The 17,849-nt window shown below is 66.1% G+C and carries 14 protein-coding genes and 2 rRNA genes; all 16 read right to left on the minus strand.

Annotated features, from left to right (window positions below; all coding sequences use genetic code 11):
• Position 1 precedes the first annotated feature (1 nt).
• The 16 genes from scpB to AT701_RS18780 all read right to left on the minus strand — a co-directional run bounded on the left by scpB (position 2) and on the right by AT701_RS18780 (position 17,639).
• Positions 2-832 carry an SMC-Scp complex subunit ScpB gene (gene scpB / locus AT701_RS18705; protein WP_058126389.1) on the minus strand — a complete coding sequence of 277 codons (831 nt, stop codon included), beginning with the start codon at positions 830-832 and terminating at the stop codon, positions 2-4.
• 8 nt (positions 833-840) lie between these two features.
• Positions 841-1,743: a segregation/condensation protein A gene (locus AT701_RS18710; protein ID WP_081319515.1), complete on the minus strand. Its 903-nt coding sequence runs from the start codon at positions 1,741-1,743 to the stop codon at positions 841-843.
• Positions 1,740-2,609 (minus strand): ParA family protein, encoded by an 870-nt coding sequence (locus AT701_RS18715; protein ID WP_029104155.1) that lies wholly within the window; start codon positions 2,607-2,609, stop codon positions 1,740-1,742. Before AT701_RS18715 ends, AT701_RS18710 begins: the two co-directional genes overlap by 4 nt.
• Before the next feature lie 124 nt (positions 2,610-2,733).
• Positions 2,734-3,690 carry a site-specific tyrosine recombinase XerD gene (gene xerD / locus AT701_RS18720; protein ID WP_011729303.1) on the minus strand — a complete coding sequence of 319 codons (957 nt, stop codon included), beginning with the start codon at positions 3,688-3,690 and terminating at the stop codon, positions 2,734-2,736.
• Positions 3,687-4,307: an NUDIX domain-containing protein gene (locus tag AT701_RS18725; RefSeq protein ID WP_003895191.1), complete on the minus strand. Its 621-nt coding sequence runs from the start codon at positions 4,305-4,307 to the stop codon at positions 3,687-3,689. Before AT701_RS18725 ends, xerD begins: the two co-directional genes overlap by 4 nt.
• Positions 4,300-6,072 (minus strand): CTP synthase, encoded by a 1,773-nt coding sequence (gene pyrG, locus AT701_RS18730; protein WP_003895192.1) that lies wholly within the window; start codon positions 6,070-6,072, stop codon positions 4,300-4,302. The genes AT701_RS18725 and pyrG overlap by 8 nt, the downstream gene beginning before the upstream one ends.
• A 136-nt stretch (positions 6,073-6,208) precedes the next feature.
• Positions 6,209-7,150 carry a copper transporter gene (locus tag AT701_RS18735; protein ID WP_003895193.1) on the minus strand — a complete coding sequence of 314 codons (942 nt, stop codon included), beginning with the start codon at positions 7,148-7,150 and terminating at the stop codon, positions 6,209-6,211.
• Between the two features lie 3 nt (positions 7,151-7,153).
• The gene (gene steA / locus AT701_RS18740; protein WP_011729304.1) at positions 7,154-8,350 is read right to left on the minus strand and encodes a putative cytokinetic ring protein SteA; all 1,197 of its coding nucleotides are present in this window, start codon (positions 8,348-8,350) and stop codon (positions 7,154-7,156) included.
• 118 nt (positions 8,351-8,468) lie between these two features.
• Entirely contained in the window at positions 8,469-10,241 is a 1,773-nt protein-coding gene (gene recN / locus AT701_RS18745) for a DNA repair protein RecN (RefSeq protein ID WP_058126390.1), read from the minus strand.
• A 6-nt stretch (positions 10,242-10,247) separates the two neighbouring features.
• Complete coding sequence (locus AT701_RS18750) at positions 10,248-11,171, minus strand: NAD kinase (RefSeq protein ID WP_003895196.1); 924 nt, start codon at positions 11,169-11,171, stop codon at positions 10,248-10,250.
• Positions 11,168-11,977 (minus strand): TlyA family rRNA (cytidine-2'-O)-methyltransferase, encoded by an 810-nt coding sequence (locus tag AT701_RS18755; protein WP_011729305.1) that lies wholly within the window; start codon positions 11,975-11,977, stop codon positions 11,168-11,170. The genes AT701_RS18750 and AT701_RS18755 overlap by 4 nt, the downstream gene beginning before the upstream one ends.
• Before the next feature lie 6 nt (positions 11,978-11,983).
• Positions 11,984-12,190: a hypothetical protein gene (locus AT701_RS18760; RefSeq protein ID WP_003895198.1), complete on the minus strand. Its 207-nt coding sequence runs from the start codon at positions 12,188-12,190 to the stop codon at positions 11,984-11,986.
• 13 nt (positions 12,191-12,203) lie between these two features.
• On the minus strand, positions 12,204-13,232 hold the full coding sequence (locus AT701_RS18765; RefSeq protein WP_011729306.1) for an HAD-IIA family hydrolase: 1,029 nt from the start codon (positions 13,230-13,232) through the stop codon (positions 12,204-12,206).
• 1 nt (position 13,233) lies between these two features.
• Positions 13,234-14,079 (minus strand): tetratricopeptide repeat protein, encoded by an 846-nt coding sequence (locus AT701_RS34310; protein WP_223495647.1) that lies wholly within the window; start codon positions 14,077-14,079, stop codon positions 13,234-13,236.
• Positions 14,080-14,259: 180 nt separating this feature from the next.
• Positions 14,260-14,373, minus strand: a 5S ribosomal RNA gene (gene rrf, locus AT701_RS18775).
• Between the two features lie 139 nt (positions 14,374-14,512).
• Positions 14,513-17,639 (minus strand): 23S ribosomal RNA (locus tag AT701_RS18780).
• Between the last annotated feature and the right edge of the window lie 210 nt (positions 17,640-17,849).

A 17,849-nucleotide genomic window follows, 5' to 3' on the forward strand; every position in this document is an offset into this window, starting at 1 on the left:
CTCAATCCTTGTCCACGTCGAAGGCCGCCGGCTGGTCCCCGTTCGAGGAGTTGCCGTTGAGTTTGGCGAAACGCGGCTCGTCGCCGAGGTTTTCGCTCAAGTCGTCGATCACGTCGACATCGGGCAACAGCGGCGCGATGTCGGGCAGGTCCTCCAGGGAGGTCAGGCCCAGCCGTTCCAGGAACAGATCCGTGGTCGCGAAGGTGGTCGCGCCCGTGTCGGGATCGGTGCCGGCCTCGGTGATCAGCCCGCGCGCCAGCAGCGTGCGCATCACCGCGTCGACGTTGACGCCGCGGACCGCGCTCACCCGCGCACGGGTGACCGGCTGCCGGTAGGCGACCACGGCCAGCGTCTCCAGCGCGGCGCGGGTCAGTTTGGTCCTGGCGCCGTCGAGCAGGAGCCGCTCGACGTACGGCGCGTACTTGGCCCTGGTGTACATGCGCCAGCCGCCGCCGGCCTCGCGCAGATCGATGCCGCTGTCGCGCTCGGCCAGGTCCTGGGCCATCGCGGCCAGCTTGGCCGCGATGCGGTATCCGGGCTGTTCGGTGGCCGAGGCCAGCGCGTCGATGGTCACCGGGGTGTCGACGACCAGCAGCAGCGCCTCGAGCACCGCGCCGAGTTCGTCGTCGTCGAGGTCGGGTGCCGACATGAGGTCCAGCTCGGCATCCAGTTCGCCACCGAGTTCAGCGCCGAGTTCGGCCCCGAGGTCGACGCGCTGGTCAGCGGGGGTTTCGGCGCCGGCCCTCGGATTGTCGGAAGCCGCTTCGGGTACCGGCTGAGCGTCCATCGCGGCGCCGGGCTCGACACCGGGATCGGAGGTCTCGTCAGTCATGCTTCTCGCTATTCTTCCGCATCGGCGGCTGCCAGGTGTTCGCTGGTCGGCCGATCCCCTGTCCACGAAACCTGGAGCACACCAAGCGGTTCTGATTGCTCGAATGCTACCGCCCTGGCGCGGAACAATTCGAGCAGCGCCAGGAAGCGCCCGACGATCTGCAGGCCGTCGGTGCACTCGGCCACCAGCTCGGAGAACGACGCCCACTGGCCCACGCCGCGCTGTTCCAGCAGCGCAAGGATTCGATACGCCTGCTCGGGCACCGACACCTTGGGCGCATGGACGTGGTCGGTGGCGACCGTCGGGACCGGGCGCGGCGTGAACGCGGCCGCTGCGATTGTGGCGAACTTCTCAGCATCGACGCCCAGCATCACCTCGGGCAGCAGGTCGGAGTAGCGGTCCTCGAGCGACACCGCGCGCGGATAGCTGCGCAGGGCCGCGGCCTCGAGCTCGGCGAACATCTGCGCAACGTGCTTGAACGCGCGGTACTGCAACAACCGCGCGAACAACAGGTCGCGCACCTCGAGCAGCGCGAGGTCCTCTTCGTCGTGCACCTCGCCGGAGGGCAGCAGACGCGCGGCCTTCAGGTCCAGCAACGTGGCCGCGATGACCAAAAACGCCGTGGTCTCGTCCAGGCCCAGTTGCGGCCCGATCTCCTTGGTGTAGGCGATGAAATCGTCGGTGACCTGGTGCAGCGCCACCTCGGTGACGTCGAGGCGGTGCGCGAAGATCAGCTGCAGCAGCAGATCGAACGGCCCCTCGAAGTTGGTGAGCCGGACCTTGAAACCCTTGTTGGCGTCGTCCTCCGCGGTGTCCTCCGCGGTGTCCGACGCGGCATCCGAGGAAACGTTGTCCTCCGGAGCAGCTACCGAGGCGGGATCCTGGTCGGGTTCACGCACGTCGTCGTTCACACGCCGAACCGGTGGATGACTTCCCGCGCGAGCGACCGGTAGGCGGCCGCGCCGCTGGACTTCGGCGCCCATGTGGTGATCGGTTCACCCGCGACGCTGGTCTCGGGGAACCGGACGGTGCGCGTGATGACGGTGTCGAACACCAGATCGCCGAACCGTTCGACCACCCGCGCCATCACCTCACGCGCGTTGACCGTGCGCGGGTCGTAACGGGTCACCAGGATTCCGCTGATCGACAGCTTGGGGTTCAGCCGGTCGTGCACCTTGTCGACGGTGTCGGTGAGCAGCGCCAGGCCGCGTAGCGAGAAGTACTCGCATTCGGTGGGGATGACGACGCCGTCCGCGCACGCCAGACCGTTGATGGTGAGCAGGCCCAGCGACGGCTGGCAGTCGATCAGCACGTAGTCGTAGCGGTCGAGCACCGGGTACAGCGCACGCGCGAGTGACTGCTCGCGGCCCACCTCGTTGACCAGCTGGATCTCGGCAGCCGACAGGTCGATGTTGCTGGGCACCAGGTCCATGCCGCTGACCCGCGTCTTGATCAGCACGTCGTCGATGGACACCCGCGGCTCCACGAGCAGGTTGTGCACGGTGTTGTCGAGTTCGTAGTGCGGAACACCCAGGCCCGCCGACAGTGCACCCTGCGGGTCGAGGTCGACCAGCAGCACCCGCCTGCCGTACTCGGCCAGGCTCGCTCCCAGGTTGATGGTCGACGTGGTCTTGCCGACGCCGCCCTTCTGGTTGCACATCGCGATGACCTTCGCCGGGCCGTGCGTCTCACGCGGCCGCGGCTCGGGGATCTCGCGGGGAGGCCGGCCCGTCAGGCCCACTTCAGGCGTGTCATGTGCAAACAGGCCGTCGTTCATCCCCGACCGCCGCTGGTCAGGCATCCCGCAGTCTTCGCGCACATCCGGGCAAGTTTAACGTCGCCGAGCTGCCGCGACGGGCAGACCCGCTGATGATCACCGCACATGGTGAGCCACACGATGTTCACTGCGCGCGCGGGTGCGCACCCGCCCACACCTCGCGCAACGTGTGCACGGTGACCATGGTGTAGATCTGCGTCGTGGTGACCGACGCGTGGCCCAGAAGTTCCTGCACGACGCGCACGTCGGCGCCGCCGTCGAGCAGATGCGTGGCAAACGAGTGCCGCAAGGTGTGCGGCGACACCGCCGAGGCGATGCCCGCGCGTTCGGCCGAGTCCTGCAGCACCTGCCAGGCGCTCTGCCGCGACAGCCGGCCGCCGCGGGCGTTGAGGAAGATCGCCGGGGTGCCACGACCGCGGCGCGCCAGGTCAGGGCGCCCCCGCACCAGATAGGCGTCGAGCGCGCTGACCGCGGGACGCCCGATCGGCACCAGCCGCTGCTTGCCGCCCTTGCCGTGCAGCAGCACCGACCGGGCCTGGGTGTCCACGTCGTCGACGTCGAGCCCGACGGCTTCGGAGATGCGGGCACCGGTCGAATAGAGCAGCTCCAGCAGCGCGCGGTTGCGCAGCGTGAGCGGGCTGTCGGCCTCACTGTCGCCGCCCGCGGCCTCCAGCAGCGCCAGCACCTCGTCGAGGGTCAGGCTCTTGGGCAGCCTGCGGCTCGGCGTCGGCGGCTTCACCGCGCGCGCGACGTCGTTCTCGGTCAGCCCCTCGGCCGCGGCGAACCGGTGCAGGCCGCGGACGGCGACCACGGCCCTGGCCGCCGACACCGCCGACAGCGCCGTGACTCCCGCGTCGGGGTCACCGCGGCGCAGTGCGACCAGGAAGTCGCTGACGTCGGATTCGGCGACGCGGGCGAGATCGTCGATTCCACGCTGCCGCAGGTGTTCGGCGTAGCGGCGCAGATCCCGCCGGTAGGAGCTCAGCGTGTTCGCCGCAACTCCGCGCTCGATGGTCAGGTGGTCGAGGTACCCCTGGACCTGTTCGTCGAGAACCGCGCGAAGCGCTGACGTGCCGGTCATGACAGGCCTTTGCGCCGCCAGAATGCCGTCGGACGATCCACCCAGGGCGCGTCGACGCGCCGCAGGGATTCGATGTCCTTCGCCGAATGCGCGGCCAGGATGCCTGCCACCGCGATCCCGTTGACGATGTCGCCGGAGAACACCCGGGCCACCGCCTCCTTTAGCGGCACGCGTGCGACCTCCATGTCGGCTTCCTCGTGTTCGGCCTCGGGCCTGCCGACGTCGGTGAGGCCCGTCGCCAGGTACACGCGCACGCTCTCGTCGGAGAAGCCGGGCGTGGAGTCCAGGTCGACCAGTACGCGCCAGTCCGACGCTGCCAGGCCGACCTCCTCTTCGAGCTCACGCGCCGCGGTCACCTCAGGCGGTTCCCCGCCGAGATCGAGCAGACCGGCAGGCAGCTCCCACAACCGTCGTCCGAGCGGGTGGCGGTATTGGTACACCAGTACCACATTGCCGTCGTCGTCGAGGGCGACCACGGCCACCGCACCATAATGCTCGACGACTTCGCGCCGGGCGGATTTGCCGCCCGGCATGCTGACCTCGTCGGCCCGCAACGCGAAAATATTTCCGACGTAGACGGTTTCGCTGGCCAGCGTCTCGAAGTCGTGTTCACCCACGGACGTCGGATTTCTCCAGCGGTTCCTCCAGTGCGGGCGCATCTGCGTCGCTGTGCTCGACCGGGACGAACTGCTCGGGCAGGTCCATCCCCGGTAACCGCTCGGCGGCCTTGTAGTCGATCGCCGCACCGATGAACGCCGCGAACAGCGGATGCGGACGGGTGGGCCGGCTCTTGAGCTCGGGATGCGCCTGCGTACCCACCAGGAAAGGATGGATCTGCGGGTCGTACTCGACGAACTCCACGAGATGGCCGTCGGGCGAGGTTCCCGAGAAACGCAGGCCGCTCTTGGCGATGCGGTCACGGTAGGCGTTGTTCACCTCGAAGCGGTGCCGATGCCGCTCGGACACCTCGGTGGACTGATACGCCTGCGCCACAACGGAATTCGGCGTCAGCACGGCCGGGTAGGCGCCCAGTCGCATGGTGCCGCCCAGATCGGCCTCACCGGCCACCGCGTCGCGCTGGTCGGCCATCGTGGAGATCACCGGATCGGGCGTCTTGGGGTCGAACTCGGCCGAGTTGGCCTCGGTGATGCCAACGCTGCGCGCGGCCTCGATCACGATGCACTGCAGGCCGAGGCAGAGCCCCAGCACGGGCAGGCCACGCTTGCGCGCGTAGGAGATCGCACCGATCTTGCCCTCGATGCCGCGGATGCCGAACCCGCCGGGAATCAGCACACCGTGGACATCGGAGAGCGCGGCCGCCGCGCCGTGCTCGGTCTCGCAGTCGTCGGAGGCCACCCACCGCATCTCGACCTTGGCGCGGTGCTTGAACCCGCCCGCGCGCAACGCTTCGGCGACCGAGAGATACGCGTCGGACAGGTCGATGTACTTGCCCACCAACGCGATCCGCACGGTCTCCTGCGGCTCGTGCACGCGCCGCAGCAGGTCGTCCCATTCGGTCCAGTCGACATCACGGAACGGCAGGTTGAGACGGCGCACCACGTAGGCGTCGAGTTCCTCGCGGTGCAGCACCTTCGGGATGTCGTAGATCGACGGAGCGTCCGGCGTCGAGATGACGCCGTCGACATCCACGTCGCACATGAGCGCGATCTTGTTCTTGAGCGGCTCGGGCACGTCGCGGTCGCACCGCAGGATGAGCGCGTCGGGAGTGATACCGATGCTGCGCAGCGCCGCCACGGAGTGCTGGGTGGGTTTGGTCTTGAGCTCGCCCGACGGTGCCAGGTACGGCACCAGCGAGACGTGCAGGAAGAAGCAGTTCTCGCGACCCACCTCGTGGCGGACCTGACGGGCCGCCTCCAGGAACGGAAGCGATTCGATGTCACCGACCGTGCCGCCGACCTCGGTGATCACGACATCGGGCCGGACGCCCGCGGCGTCGGGCTCGGCCATCGCGAGGATGCGGCTCTTGATCTCGTCGGTGATGTGCGGGATGACCTGCACGGTGTCACCGAGGTATTCACCGCGGCGCTCCTTGGCGATCACCGAGGAGTACACCTGACCGGTGGTGACGTTGGCCGAACCCGACAGGTTGCGGTCCAGGAAACGTTCGTAGTGACCGACATCCAGATCCGTCTCGGCGCCGTCCTCGGTGACGAAAACCTCTCCGTGCTGGAAGGGGTTCATGGTGCCGGGATCGACGTTGAGATAGGGATCCAGCTTCTGCATGGTCACCTGCAGCCCCCGCGCGGTCAGCAACTGACCGAGGCTGGACGCGGTCAGACCCTTACCCAGCGACGAAACAACTCCACCGGTGACGAAGAGGTGTTTCGTGGCGGTTTGCGGGTGCTTGCGTAACGCGGGCAAAAGCATCCTCCGTGACGAAGGGCAGGGAATCGCTGAGACTAGCTGTGGCCTGCCAACCCACGGAATCTCACCTTAACACCGACGACGACAAGTGGTCGCTGGCGCGCCGCGGGTGATCGGTAATACAGAAGCGCCTCTACTGCGGGACCGTCACCGAAGACGCACCCCGGCCGGTGCCGTACTGACTCGGTTTCCCGCCGCCGGCAAGTTCGCCGAGCGCCAGGACTGCGGTGATCTGACCCGAGGAGGTGTCGACATCGTCGACCGTGCTGACCGTACCGGTGAGGGCCGCATCCGACCTGGTCACAGCAACGGCGGCGGTACCCGAGGCGGAGCCGTCGCGGCCTACGAGGACGGTTCCCGATCCGTGCGGCGCGAGCCCGGCGGCGAATCGGGCAACGGTCGCACCGCGATTTCCGGCGTCCTCGCCCAATGCGCCTCCGGTGACCACCAGCGCGGTGTCGGCCGCGCCGATGTGGCTGTTCTCATAAGTCAGGAAGCCGGATTCCCGCAGTGCGGAGAGCACGGTGTCGCGCTGGCTGTCGTCGACCGGCGCAGCGCCCGGGCTCTTGTCGATGAGCAGCGCGATGCCGAGCAGATCGCCGGCCTGCGAGCCCTGGTCGACGAACTTGGTGGACAGTTGCCGTCCCGCGGGCACGATCGGCGAGTTGACCACCGAGAGCAGTTTGTCGGCCGAGTTCGCGTCGACGAACTCCTGCGTCAACGTCACGGTGCCGGTGACCGCGCCGCCGGCCTGGCCGACGTAGCGGGTCATGGCCTCGACGTCACCATCAGCGGCGTCGGGGGTGCGGAACACCACCACCGACTTGTCCTTGAGCGCGCCAGCGAGGATGCGCGACGCCACCTGGGCATCGAATTCGCTTGCCGCACTGAGCTTCTGGTTCAGGCGGTTCTTGTCGTCGGTGAGGGTGTCGATCTGATTCTGCAGGTCACGCTTGTCGTCACGCAGACCCGACAGCACGGTGTTGGACAACAGACCCGATCCCAGCGCGACCCCGATGGCCAGCGCCAGGAACACCGCGGCCAACGAGATCGCGTGCGCCCGTAGCGTTATCACCGGTCATCCACCCAGTGAGCCGATGATGCTCTGCACCCATGCGGTGAACTGGTGCCAGTACGAGACCACCCAGTCGACCACGGCGGTGTCGGCGCGCGACACCCACAGCGCGACGATGACGGCGACCAGCATCGCGAGCACCAGCATGGCGATCGCCCCACCGGAGACACGGCTGCGGTAGAGCGTGGCGACAGCCTTGGCGTCGACGAGTTTCTCGCCCACCTTGAGCCGTGTGAGGAACGTCGACGGGTTGCTGGCCTGCCGCGAGCGATCGAAGAACTCCTCGATCGTGGCGGTGTGCCCGGCGGTCACGATCAGCGACGCGCCGTGGTGATCGCACAGCAGCAGCGCGAGGTCCGCGGCCGATCCGGCCGCCGGGAACGTCATGGCGCCGACACCGAGATCCTGGATGCGTTCCAGGCCCGCGGCGTGACCGTCGGCGTCGGCCGGCAGCACCACCTGGGCACCGGACCTCAGCACCTCGACGCTCATCTTGTCGGGATCGCCCACGATGAGCGCCGGACGGTAGCCGGCCTTGCGCAGCACGTCGGCGCCGGCACCGACGCCGACCAGCACGGGCTGGTACTCCTTGATGAACGGCTTGAGGGCCTTGAGGTCCTCGGCCGCGCTGGGCTCCTCGGCGACGATCACGACGTGGCGCCGGTGCACGTCGACGTCGATGTTCGGGATGCCGATGCCGTCGATCAGCAGCGGGCTCTCGCTGCGGATGAACTCGATGGTGTTACCGGCGAAGGCCTCCAGATGCGCCACCAGACCGCTCTTGGCCTCGTGCATCAACTCGTGGATGTCCTGATCGGTGCGCTCGGTGCCCAGCGCGATCCGGCGGTCACCGGAGTAGACGCCGCCGTTGTGCAACCGCACGCGTGCGCCGTCCTTGATCTTCTTGAAGACCTCGGGTCCCGCCTCGTCGATCAGCACGATGCCGTTGCCGACGAGCACCTCGGGGCCCAGGTTCGGGTAGCGCCCCGAGATGGAAGGCGAGGCATTGACCACGCCTGCGATGTTGGCCTCGACCAGGGCGTCAGCCGTGATGCGGTCCAGGTCGAGCACGTCCATCACGACGATGTCGCCAGGGCCGATCCGTCGGAGCAGTCGGTCGATGTCGCGGTCTACGCGGGCAGTGCCGGTGATCCCCGGGCGCGAGCTGGCATTGCGAGTTAGCAGCGCTGACATCTTCATGGGGTGATTCTGTCGGGAGTACGCCGTCAGACGATGGAGGCGCGCCGTAACATCAGCCCCATAAGTCACATCCAGTAACACTGGTAACACGTCGCTGACGTGGCGTTCAGGTGAATTGTCAGCCGACGAGATCGCCCGTGCGCTCCTTCTGAGCGGCCTCCAGGAGCTCGCGCGCATGGGCGCGACCGCTGTCGGACTCCCCCAGCCCCGCGAGCATGCGGGCCAGCTCGGCCACCCGGTCCTCGTCCTCGATGCGTCGCACGCCGCTCGACTTGGTCCGGCCGTTGCCGCTGTCGACCACCAGGTGCGCATCGGCGTAGGCCGCGACCTGCGGCAGGTGGGTCACGACGATGACCTGGTGCGTGCGCGCGAGCTTGGCAAGCCTGCGGCCGATCTGCACCGCCGCGCGGCCGCCGACCCCGGCGTCGACCTCGTCGAACACCATCGTGGTGCCCTCGACCGACGCCGCCAGCACGACCTCGAGCGCCAGCATGACGCGGGACAGCTCGCCGCCGGAGGCGCTCTTGGTCAGCGGCAGCACGTCGGCGCCGCGGTGGGCACTGAAGCCGAACTCGACCGCGTCGACACCGTCGTGGCCGGCGTGCACCACGGTGCCGTCCGCCAGGGTCACCGGGGCGGAGTCGTCGGAGCGGGCCACCAGTGGGTTGACGTCGATACTGAACACCGCGTTGGCCATCGCCAGGCCGGCCAGCTCCGCGGTCACCGCTTTCGCGAGGCCCTTGGCTGCCTTGGTCCTGGCCTTGGTGAGCTCACCCGCGGCCGCCACCACCTGGGTCTCCAGTTCGCCGACCTGCTGTTCGAGCGCGGCCAGCGTCTCCTCGGACACGTCGAGCTGCGCGAGGCGCTGCGCGGCGTCACGCGCCCACCCCAGTACGCCGTCGATGTCGGGGGCATACTTCTTGGTCAGCGTGCGCAGCTCCGCCTGACGTGCCAGCTTCGTTTCCAGAGTGCTTGCGTCGCTGGGGAGTTCGGCCAGATAGTCCCCGAGCTCGGCGGTCACGTCCGAGATCACGGCCACGGCTTCGCCGAGCCGCTCCCCCAGCGCCCGCAGGGCCGCGTCGTCGGTGGCCTCGAGCGCGGCCTTGGCGTGGCCGACGGTGTCGGTCGCCGAGACGGATTCGGGCGACGGGACGTCGAGGTCGCCGGCGAGCGCCACCCGCGCGGTCTGCGCTGCCTCGCGCAGCGCGTCGAGTTCGGACAGGCGCCGGATGTCGGCGACGATCGCCTCGTCCTCACCGGGCTGCGGCGCCACGGCGTCGATCTCGTTGATTCCGAAGCTCAGCCGGTCGGCCTCCTGCGCCAGTTCCCTGGCTCGCTGCCGACGGTCGATCAGATCGCGACGTGCCGTCAGCCACTGCTCGCGGATCTTGCGGTAGCGGGCCAGCGGTTTGTCGACGTCGGCGAACCGGTCCAGCGCGGCACGCTGCTCGTCCGGACGCATCAGCCGCAACTGGTCGTTCTGACCGTGCAGCGTGAGCACCTCGGCGGTGAAACCACTGAGCGACTTCGCGGGGACACTGCGGCCACCCAGGTACGCCCGCGACGGCCCGGACCGGCTGACCGACCGCGCCGCGATGATGCTGCCGTCCTCGTCGCGTTCGGCACCGGAGGTGTCCAGGATCTCCTGGACCCGCGCGGCCACGTCATCGCCCAATTCCGTTGTGGTGAATCGGCCTTCGACCACGGCACGCTCCGAGCCGGAACGCACCCTGGTGGCGTCGGCCCTGGCCCCGCCCAGCAGGTGCAGGCCCGTCACCACCATGGTCTTGCCGGTGCCGGTCTCACCCGTCAACACGGTCAACCCGCGGTCGAACTCCGCGGTCGCGGCGCTGATCGCGCCCAGTGATTCAATTCGGATCTCGGCCAGCACGTCCGGTCACTGCCCCCGCCACCCGGTGACCGGAAGCCGGAACTTCCTCACCAACCTGTCGGTGAACGGCGCGCTGTCGAGCCGCACCCATTTCACCGGCGTACCGCAACGCGTCACCTCGAGCCTCCCGCCGGCGGGCACCACCATGTCGCGCCTGCCGTCACAGAACACCAACGCATCGTTGCCTCCCGCCTCAACTTCGATCGCGATGCAGGCCTCCGGGCTGGTCACCATGGGCCGCGCGAACAATGCATGAGCATTGTTGGGCACCACCAGGATCGCCTCAAGATCGGGCCACAACACCGGGCCGCCCGCCGAGAACGCGTACGCGGTGGATCCGGTCGGGGTCGACACGAGCACACCGTCGCAACCGAACGCCGACACCGGCCGTCCGTCGACCTCCAGCACCACGCCCAGCACCCCGAGCCGCGGGCCTTTCTCCAGGCTGGCCTCGTTGAGCGCCCACCCGCGGCTGATGATCTCGTTGTGCGCGCGCACCGCCACGTCGAGGGTCATGCGTTCCTCGACCACGTAGTCCCGCCTGATGACATGGTCGAGCACCATGTCGATGGCCTCGGCCTCGGCTTCGGCGAGAAATCCGATACGCCCGAGGTTGACGCCGAGCACCGGGATGCCCACGTTGCGCGCCAACTCCGCCGCACGCAGGAAGGAACCGTCGCCGCCCAGCACGAGCACCAGTTCACAGCCCTCGGCGGCCCGTTCATCGGGGTCGACGACGTCGATCTGCACGCCGAGCGCCCGCATCTCATCGGGCGCAAGGTGCACCGATCCGTGATCGACGGCCTCGGCCGACAGGACACGCAGGCCAATACCGTTGTCGCCGAGTACCTTTTCGACTCGGCGGGCGACCTCGGTCGCCTCGTCCCGCCCGGTGTGCACCACCAGCAGGATCGAGCGCTCAACTGTCATTGCGGCCCTTCCTCGACCGCCCGGCGGACCGCAGCTTCAAGCGCGTCCCCCTCCAGCGGCGAATCGGTCTCGGCGCGCAGCCTCAGGAAGTACTCCACGTTGCCCGAGGGCCCGGGAAGCGGGCTGGCCGTCACATCGACAGCATGCCACTGCAGCGCGGCGGCCTTGCGCCCGACCGTGCACACCGCATCGATGCGCAACTCGGGGTCGGAGACCACGCCGCCGGCGCCGACGCGGTCTTTCCCGACCTCGAACTGGGGTTTCACCATGGGAACGATATCGGCGTCGCGCACCGCGCACGCGGTGAGCGCGGGCAGCACCGTGGCCAGCGAGATGAAGGACAGATCGGCGACGATCATCTGGACCGGACCGCCGATGGCCTCGGGTGTCAGATCGCGAACATTGGTGCGCTCGAGCACATGGACCCGTGGATCCGAACGCAGTGACCACGCCAACTGTCCGTAACCGACGTCCGCGGCCACCACCTCGGCGGCACCGCGGTCGAGCAGAACCTCGGTGAAACCTCCCGTGGACGCCCCGGCGTCGAGGCAGCGGCGGCCTTCGACGGACAAACCGAACGCGTCCAGCGCACCGATCAGCTTGTGGGCGCCACGCGACACCCAGGTGCGCTCGTCCGACTCGATCACGGTGAGATTGGCGTCGACGGACACCGCCGTGGCCGGTTTGGCCGCGGGCATACCGTCGATGCGGACGCGTCCGGCACCGATCAACTCAGCCGCCTGCTGGCGCGAGCGGGCCAGGCCCCGTCGAACCAGCTCGGCGTCAACTCGAGCTCGCCGTGCCACGGCCGGTCACACCCCAGGTGCCTGGGGCCCGCCCACCTGGCCCTTGTCGACCGTCTCGAGCGCTTGCACCAGCAGGTCGTGTGCCTGTTCCAGCTTGGCTGCCAGCAGGTCGATGTCGGTATCGACGAGCTCGGATCCGTCGGCAGACAGATCCGGCAGGTCGGCGAGCACCTCTGCGACCCGCGCCCGGAGTTGGTCAGGATCGGTAGTCATAGCGTCATCAACGCTAGTCGATCGACGGGGACAGCAGCGATGCGCGCTGCAGCGCGGCGCGGGCCGTGTCGTCCCCGGCAACCAAGGTGTACCCGTCGTTGTCGTACACGTGGTCGTCCGAATCCGTCCATACGGCGTGTGCGACGGCCCGCACGACCGACAGTGGATCGTCGGTGACCTTGCCCGTCGAATACACCTCGACGCGGTCCGAATCGACCTCGACACGCCATTCCGGCTGCGGACCGACCCTGAGCGTCTCGGCCGCGACGTGCAGCGAGCGCAGATCGGCTGCGATGTAGTCAGGCCGCTCGTGCTCGGCGGCGAAGACCGCGTCCGTGGCGGTACTGACACCGCTGAGCACCATGAGGCTCGGCAGGCCGGCCGAAACCGCGCAGGCGATGTCGGTGTCGAGGCGGTCCCCGACGACCAACGGAGCCTCGAACGATCCCCGGCTCAATGCGTCGCGCATCAGCGTCGGCTGCGGCTTCCCCGCAACCTGAGGATCATGGCCAGTGGCCACCCGTAGTGCTGCGACCATGGACCCGTTCCCGGGCAACAGGCCGCGTTCCGACGGCAATGTCAGGTCGACATTCGCCGCGACCCACAGGGCGCCGGCACGAATCGCGAGCGCGGCCTCGGCCAGATCCGCCCAGCCGGTCTGTGGATTGTGTCCCTGCACGACCGCGACCGGGTCCTCGGCGAACTGCCGGACCGGCCGCAAGCCGACGTTGCGAACCTCGTCGGCGAGGGCCTCGGTGCCCACGACCAGCACACGGGCGTCGGCGGGAAGCTGCGCCGCGAGCACCCGTGCCGCACTCTGGGCGCTGGTCACGACGTCGTCGGCGTCGCCGCTGAAGCCGAGTTCACGTAGATGTTCGGCGACCTGCTGCGGCGCCCGCGAGGCGTTGTTGGTGACGTAGAGCAGTCGCGCGTCCAGGCCGGCCAGGCTCTCGACCGCGCCCGGGGTGGCCTCGTGCCCACGGAACACCGTGCCGTCGAGGTCGAGCAGCAGGCAATCGTGTTGCCGCGCAAGCGTCGTCACGTCAGGACAGCTCCGTGATGCGTTCCTCGGCGTCGGTCACGCCCTCGACATCGGCCTCGGCCGCGTGGATGAACCACTGCAGCGCCTCGTCGGTGCGTTCGACGGCCAGCAGGAGGTCGGCGTAGACGTAGAACAGGCGGGCCGCGGTCTGGCCTCGGCTCGTGGGATCGAGCGGGGGCGTCGACAACAATGTCAGCGCCTGCTCGAACTGCCCGAGGTCGGCGCGGGCGCCGGCCACCACGATGCGCAGTTCGTCGGCGTCCTCACCTGTGAGTGCCTCGGCTTCGGGGCTGCGCGCGAGTTCGACGGCCCGCTCGGGGCGGCCCACTCCGCGTTCGCAGTCGGCGATCATCGGGAGCAGCGGTGACTTGCTGCCCATCCGGCGCGCGGCACGAAGTTCGGCGAGGGCCTGTGCCCAGTCACCGCAGTGGTACGCCGCGATGCCGACGGCCTCGCGGACCGCCGCGATCCGGGCGGCCCGTCCCCGCGCGGCGCGGGCGTGAGCCAATGCGGTCTCGGGATCCTCGTCCAGGAGGTTGCCTGCGGCCACGAGATGGCGCGCGACGTAGTCGGCAGTGGCCTTGTCCAGGGTCACGAGTTCACGACGGACCTCAGGTGCCAGCTGCCTGGCCTCGATGTCTGCTGAAAGTCTCGGCGCGGAGTCCTGGCTGTCCTCGGCGGATTCCGGCTGAGCCGGCCGGGCACGGCCGGGACCCGACGAGCGCGGCGGTCGCCGATCACGAGAACGGGGATCGAATGAACGATTGCCCCGCTGATTGTTCGATGCGCGGTTGCTGGCTGCACGCCGCGGGCGGCGTTCCTCGCCGCCTTGACTGTCTCCGACCACGTGTGCCTTTCTACCCGCACTGTCTCCGAAAGGATACTGGCCAGTGCCCGACCAGCCATAATCGCACGCCTTTTCCGCCATTTTTCTGACGGGATTTCTGACGGAATTCGAGACCGAGAATGGGCCGGCTGAAAAGAGAATCACCCCCCACGAAAACGTGGGGGGTGATTCCTAATTTGTGTTCGGCGGTGTCCTACTTTTCCACCCGGATGGGTAGTATCATCGGCGCTGGCAGGCTTAGCTTCCGGGTTCGGGATGGGACCGGGCGTTTCCCTGCCGCTATGGACCGCCGTAACTCTATTCTCTTATGTGGTGACCCACATGAGAGCAAACTTGTGGGTTTGTTTTGGTGGTGGGGTGATCGGTTTGATCATCCGTGGAGTGTGGTTGCGAGCGCGGTGCGTCAATGTTTCTTCTTACAACGATTATGGGGTGTTGTAAGTTTTCGGCCGGTTAGTGCCAGTTCCCTGCACCTATTACTAGGCTTCCAGGTCTGGTCTATCAATCCCGTGGTCTGCGGGGGGCCTTATCCCTCCTAGAGGGTGAGAAGCCTGGTCTTGGAAGAGGTTTCCCGCTTAGATGCTTTCAGCGGTTATCCTGTCCGAACGTGGCTATCCAGCCGTGCCCCTGGTGGGACAACTGGTATACCAGAGGTTCGTCCGTCCCGGTCCTCTCGTACTAGGGACAGGTTTCCTCAAGCTTCTGACGCGCGCGGCGGATAGAGACCGAACTGTCTCACGACGTTCTAAACCCAGCTCGCGTGCCGCTTTAATGGGCGAACAGCCCAACCCTTGGGACCTGCTCCAGCCCCAGGATGCGACGAGCCGACATCGAGGTGCCAAACCATCCCGTCGATATGGACTCTTGGGGAAGATCAGCCTGTTATCCCCGGGGTACCTTTTATCCGTTGAGCGACACCCCTTCCACTCAGAGGTGCCGGATCACTAGTCCCGACTTTCGTCCCTGCTCGACATGTCCGTCTCGCAGTCAAGCTCCCTTGTGCACTTACACTCAACACCTGATTGCCGTCCAGGTTGAGGGAACCTTTGGGCGCCTCCGTTACATTTTAGGAGGCAACCGCCCCAGTTAAACTACCCACCAGGCACTGTCCCTGAACCGGATATACGGTCCGAGGTTAGAGGCCCAATACGATCAGAGTGGTATTTCAACAACGACTCCACCCACACTGGCGTGTGAGCTTCACAGTCTCCCACCTATCCTACACAAACCGTATCGAGCACCAATACCAAGTTGTAGTGAAGGTCCCGGGGTCTTTTCGTCCTGCCGCGCGTAACGAGCATCTTTACTCGTAGTGCAATTTCGCCGAGTCTATGGTTGAGACAGTTGAGAAGTCGTTACGCCATTCGTGCAGGTCGGAACTTACCCGACAAGGAATTTCGCTACCTTAGGATGGTTATAGTTACCACCGCCGTTTACTGGGGCTTAAATTCTCCGCTTCACCCCCAAAGGGAGTTAACGGGTCCTCTTAACCTTCCAGCACCGGGCAGGCGTCAGTCCGTATACATCGTCTTGCGACTTCGCACGGACCTGTGTTTTTAGTAAACAGTCGCTTCTCACTGGTTTGTGCCACCCACTCACGCTTGGGCCGTAAAGGCTTACACGCCATGTGGGTCCCCCTTCTCCCGAAGTTACGGGGGCATTTTGCCGAGTTCCTTAACCATAGTTCACTCGTACGCCTTAGTATTCTCTACCTGACCACCTGTGTTGGTTTGGGGTACGGGCCGTGTATGTCCTCGCTAGAGGCTTTTCTCGGCAGCATAGGATCACCGAATTCGCCTCACTCGGCTATGCATCACCTCTCAGGATATACGCCAGACGGATTTACCTATCTGACTCCCTACAGGCTTACCCCGGTATTACCACTGACCGGTACGGCTACCTTCCTGCGTCACCCCATCGCTTGACTACTACCAACGAAGGTCCCATGCAGCCCCACCAACGCCACACCCCGAAAGGTGTGATCACGGTGGTTTTGGATGGTTAGTACCGCTGATTCATCATGGACGCACATACACGGGTACGGGAATATCAACCCGTTGTCCATCGACTACGCCTGTCGGCCTCGCCTTAGGTCCCGACTCACCCTGGGCGGACTGGCCTGGCCCAGGAACCCTTGGTCTTTCGGCGGGCAAGGTTCTCACTTGCCTAATCGCTACTCATGCCTGCATTCTCACTCCCACACCCTCCACCACTCGATCACTCGGCGGCTTCACCGGATGCAGGACGCTCCCCTACCCAGCCAACACGTTGGCTGCCGCGGCTTCGGCGGTGTGCTTGAGCCCCGCTACATTATCGGCGCACAATCACTTGACCAGTGAGCTATTACGCACTCTTTCAAGGGTGGCTGCTTCTAAGCCAACCTCCTGGTTGTCTTCGCGACTGCACATCCTTTTCCACTTAGCACACGCTTAGGGGCCTTAGCCGGCGATCTGGGCTGTTTCCCTCTCGACGCACGGAGCTTATCCCCCGCCGTCTCACTGCCGCACTCTTGGACTTACCGGCATTCGGAGTTTGGCTGACGTCAGTAACCCTGTGGGGCCCATCGGCCATCCAGTAGCTCTACCTCCGGCAAGAAACATGCGACGCTGCACCTAAATGCATTTCGGGGAGAACCAGCTATCACGGAGTTTGATTGGCCTTTCACCCCTACCCACAGCTCATCCCCTCAGTCTTCAACCTAAGTGGGTTCGGGCCTCCACGCGGTCTTACCCGCGCTTCACCCTGGCCATGGGTAGATCACTCCGCTTCGGGTCCAGAACACACCACTACACCACACACTCTTGTGTGGATACGCCCTATTCAGACTCGCTTTCGCTGCGGCTACCCCACCCGGGTTAACCTCGCGACATGTCCCTGACTCGCAGGCTCATTCTTCAAAAGGCACGCCATCACCCCACGACACGTCGAGGGCTCTGACGGATTGTAAGCGCACGGTTTCAGGTACTCTTTCACTCCCCTCCCGGGGTACTTTTCACCATTCCCTCACGGTACTAATCCGCTATCGGTCACTGGGAAGTATTCAGGCTTACCGGGTGGTCCCGGCAGATTCACAGCAGATTCCACGGGCCCGCTGCTACTCGGGAACACCATCAAGACAGACGTCGGGTTTTCACGTACCGGGCTCTCACCGTCTACGGCAGGCCATCCCAAGCCATTTCCGCTAACCACAACATTTTCTCACTGCCCTCCAGCCAGGTAGAGCCGGAAAGATAGGTCCCACAACCCCGCACACACAACCCCTACCCGGTATCACATGCATACGGTTTAGCCATCCTCCGCTTTCGCTCGCCACTACTCACGGAATCACATTTTGTTTTCTCTTCCTACGGGTACTGAGATGTTTCACTTCCCCGCGTTCCCCCCAGACGCCTATATATTCAGCGCCTGGTGACACGACATCACTCGTGCCGGGTTTCCCCATTCGGACATCCTCGGATCAACGCTCGGTTGACAGCTCCCCGAGGCTTATCGCAGCCTCCTACGTCCTTCATCGGCTCCCAGTGCCAAGGCATCCACCATGCGCCCTTAAACACTTACAACACAAAAAACCAATAATCAGAAGAAAAATTGCACATCAATTTGTCCGCAACAATGCGCCACCCAACCTCAAAGGCCGGCAGCCACACTCTTACGAACTAGATGCTCGCAACCACTATCCACAAATCAAACACCACACCCCACCACCAAAGCAGGGCAACAACACGCCTCCCACCACACACAGTGGCCAGGGAACAACGGGCCTGTTGTCT

Origin of the sequence: Mycolicibacterium smegmatis (assembly GCF_001457595.1) — a bacterium.
Lineage (GTDB): Bacteria > Actinomycetota > Actinomycetes > Mycobacteriales > Mycobacteriaceae > Mycobacterium > Mycobacterium smegmatis.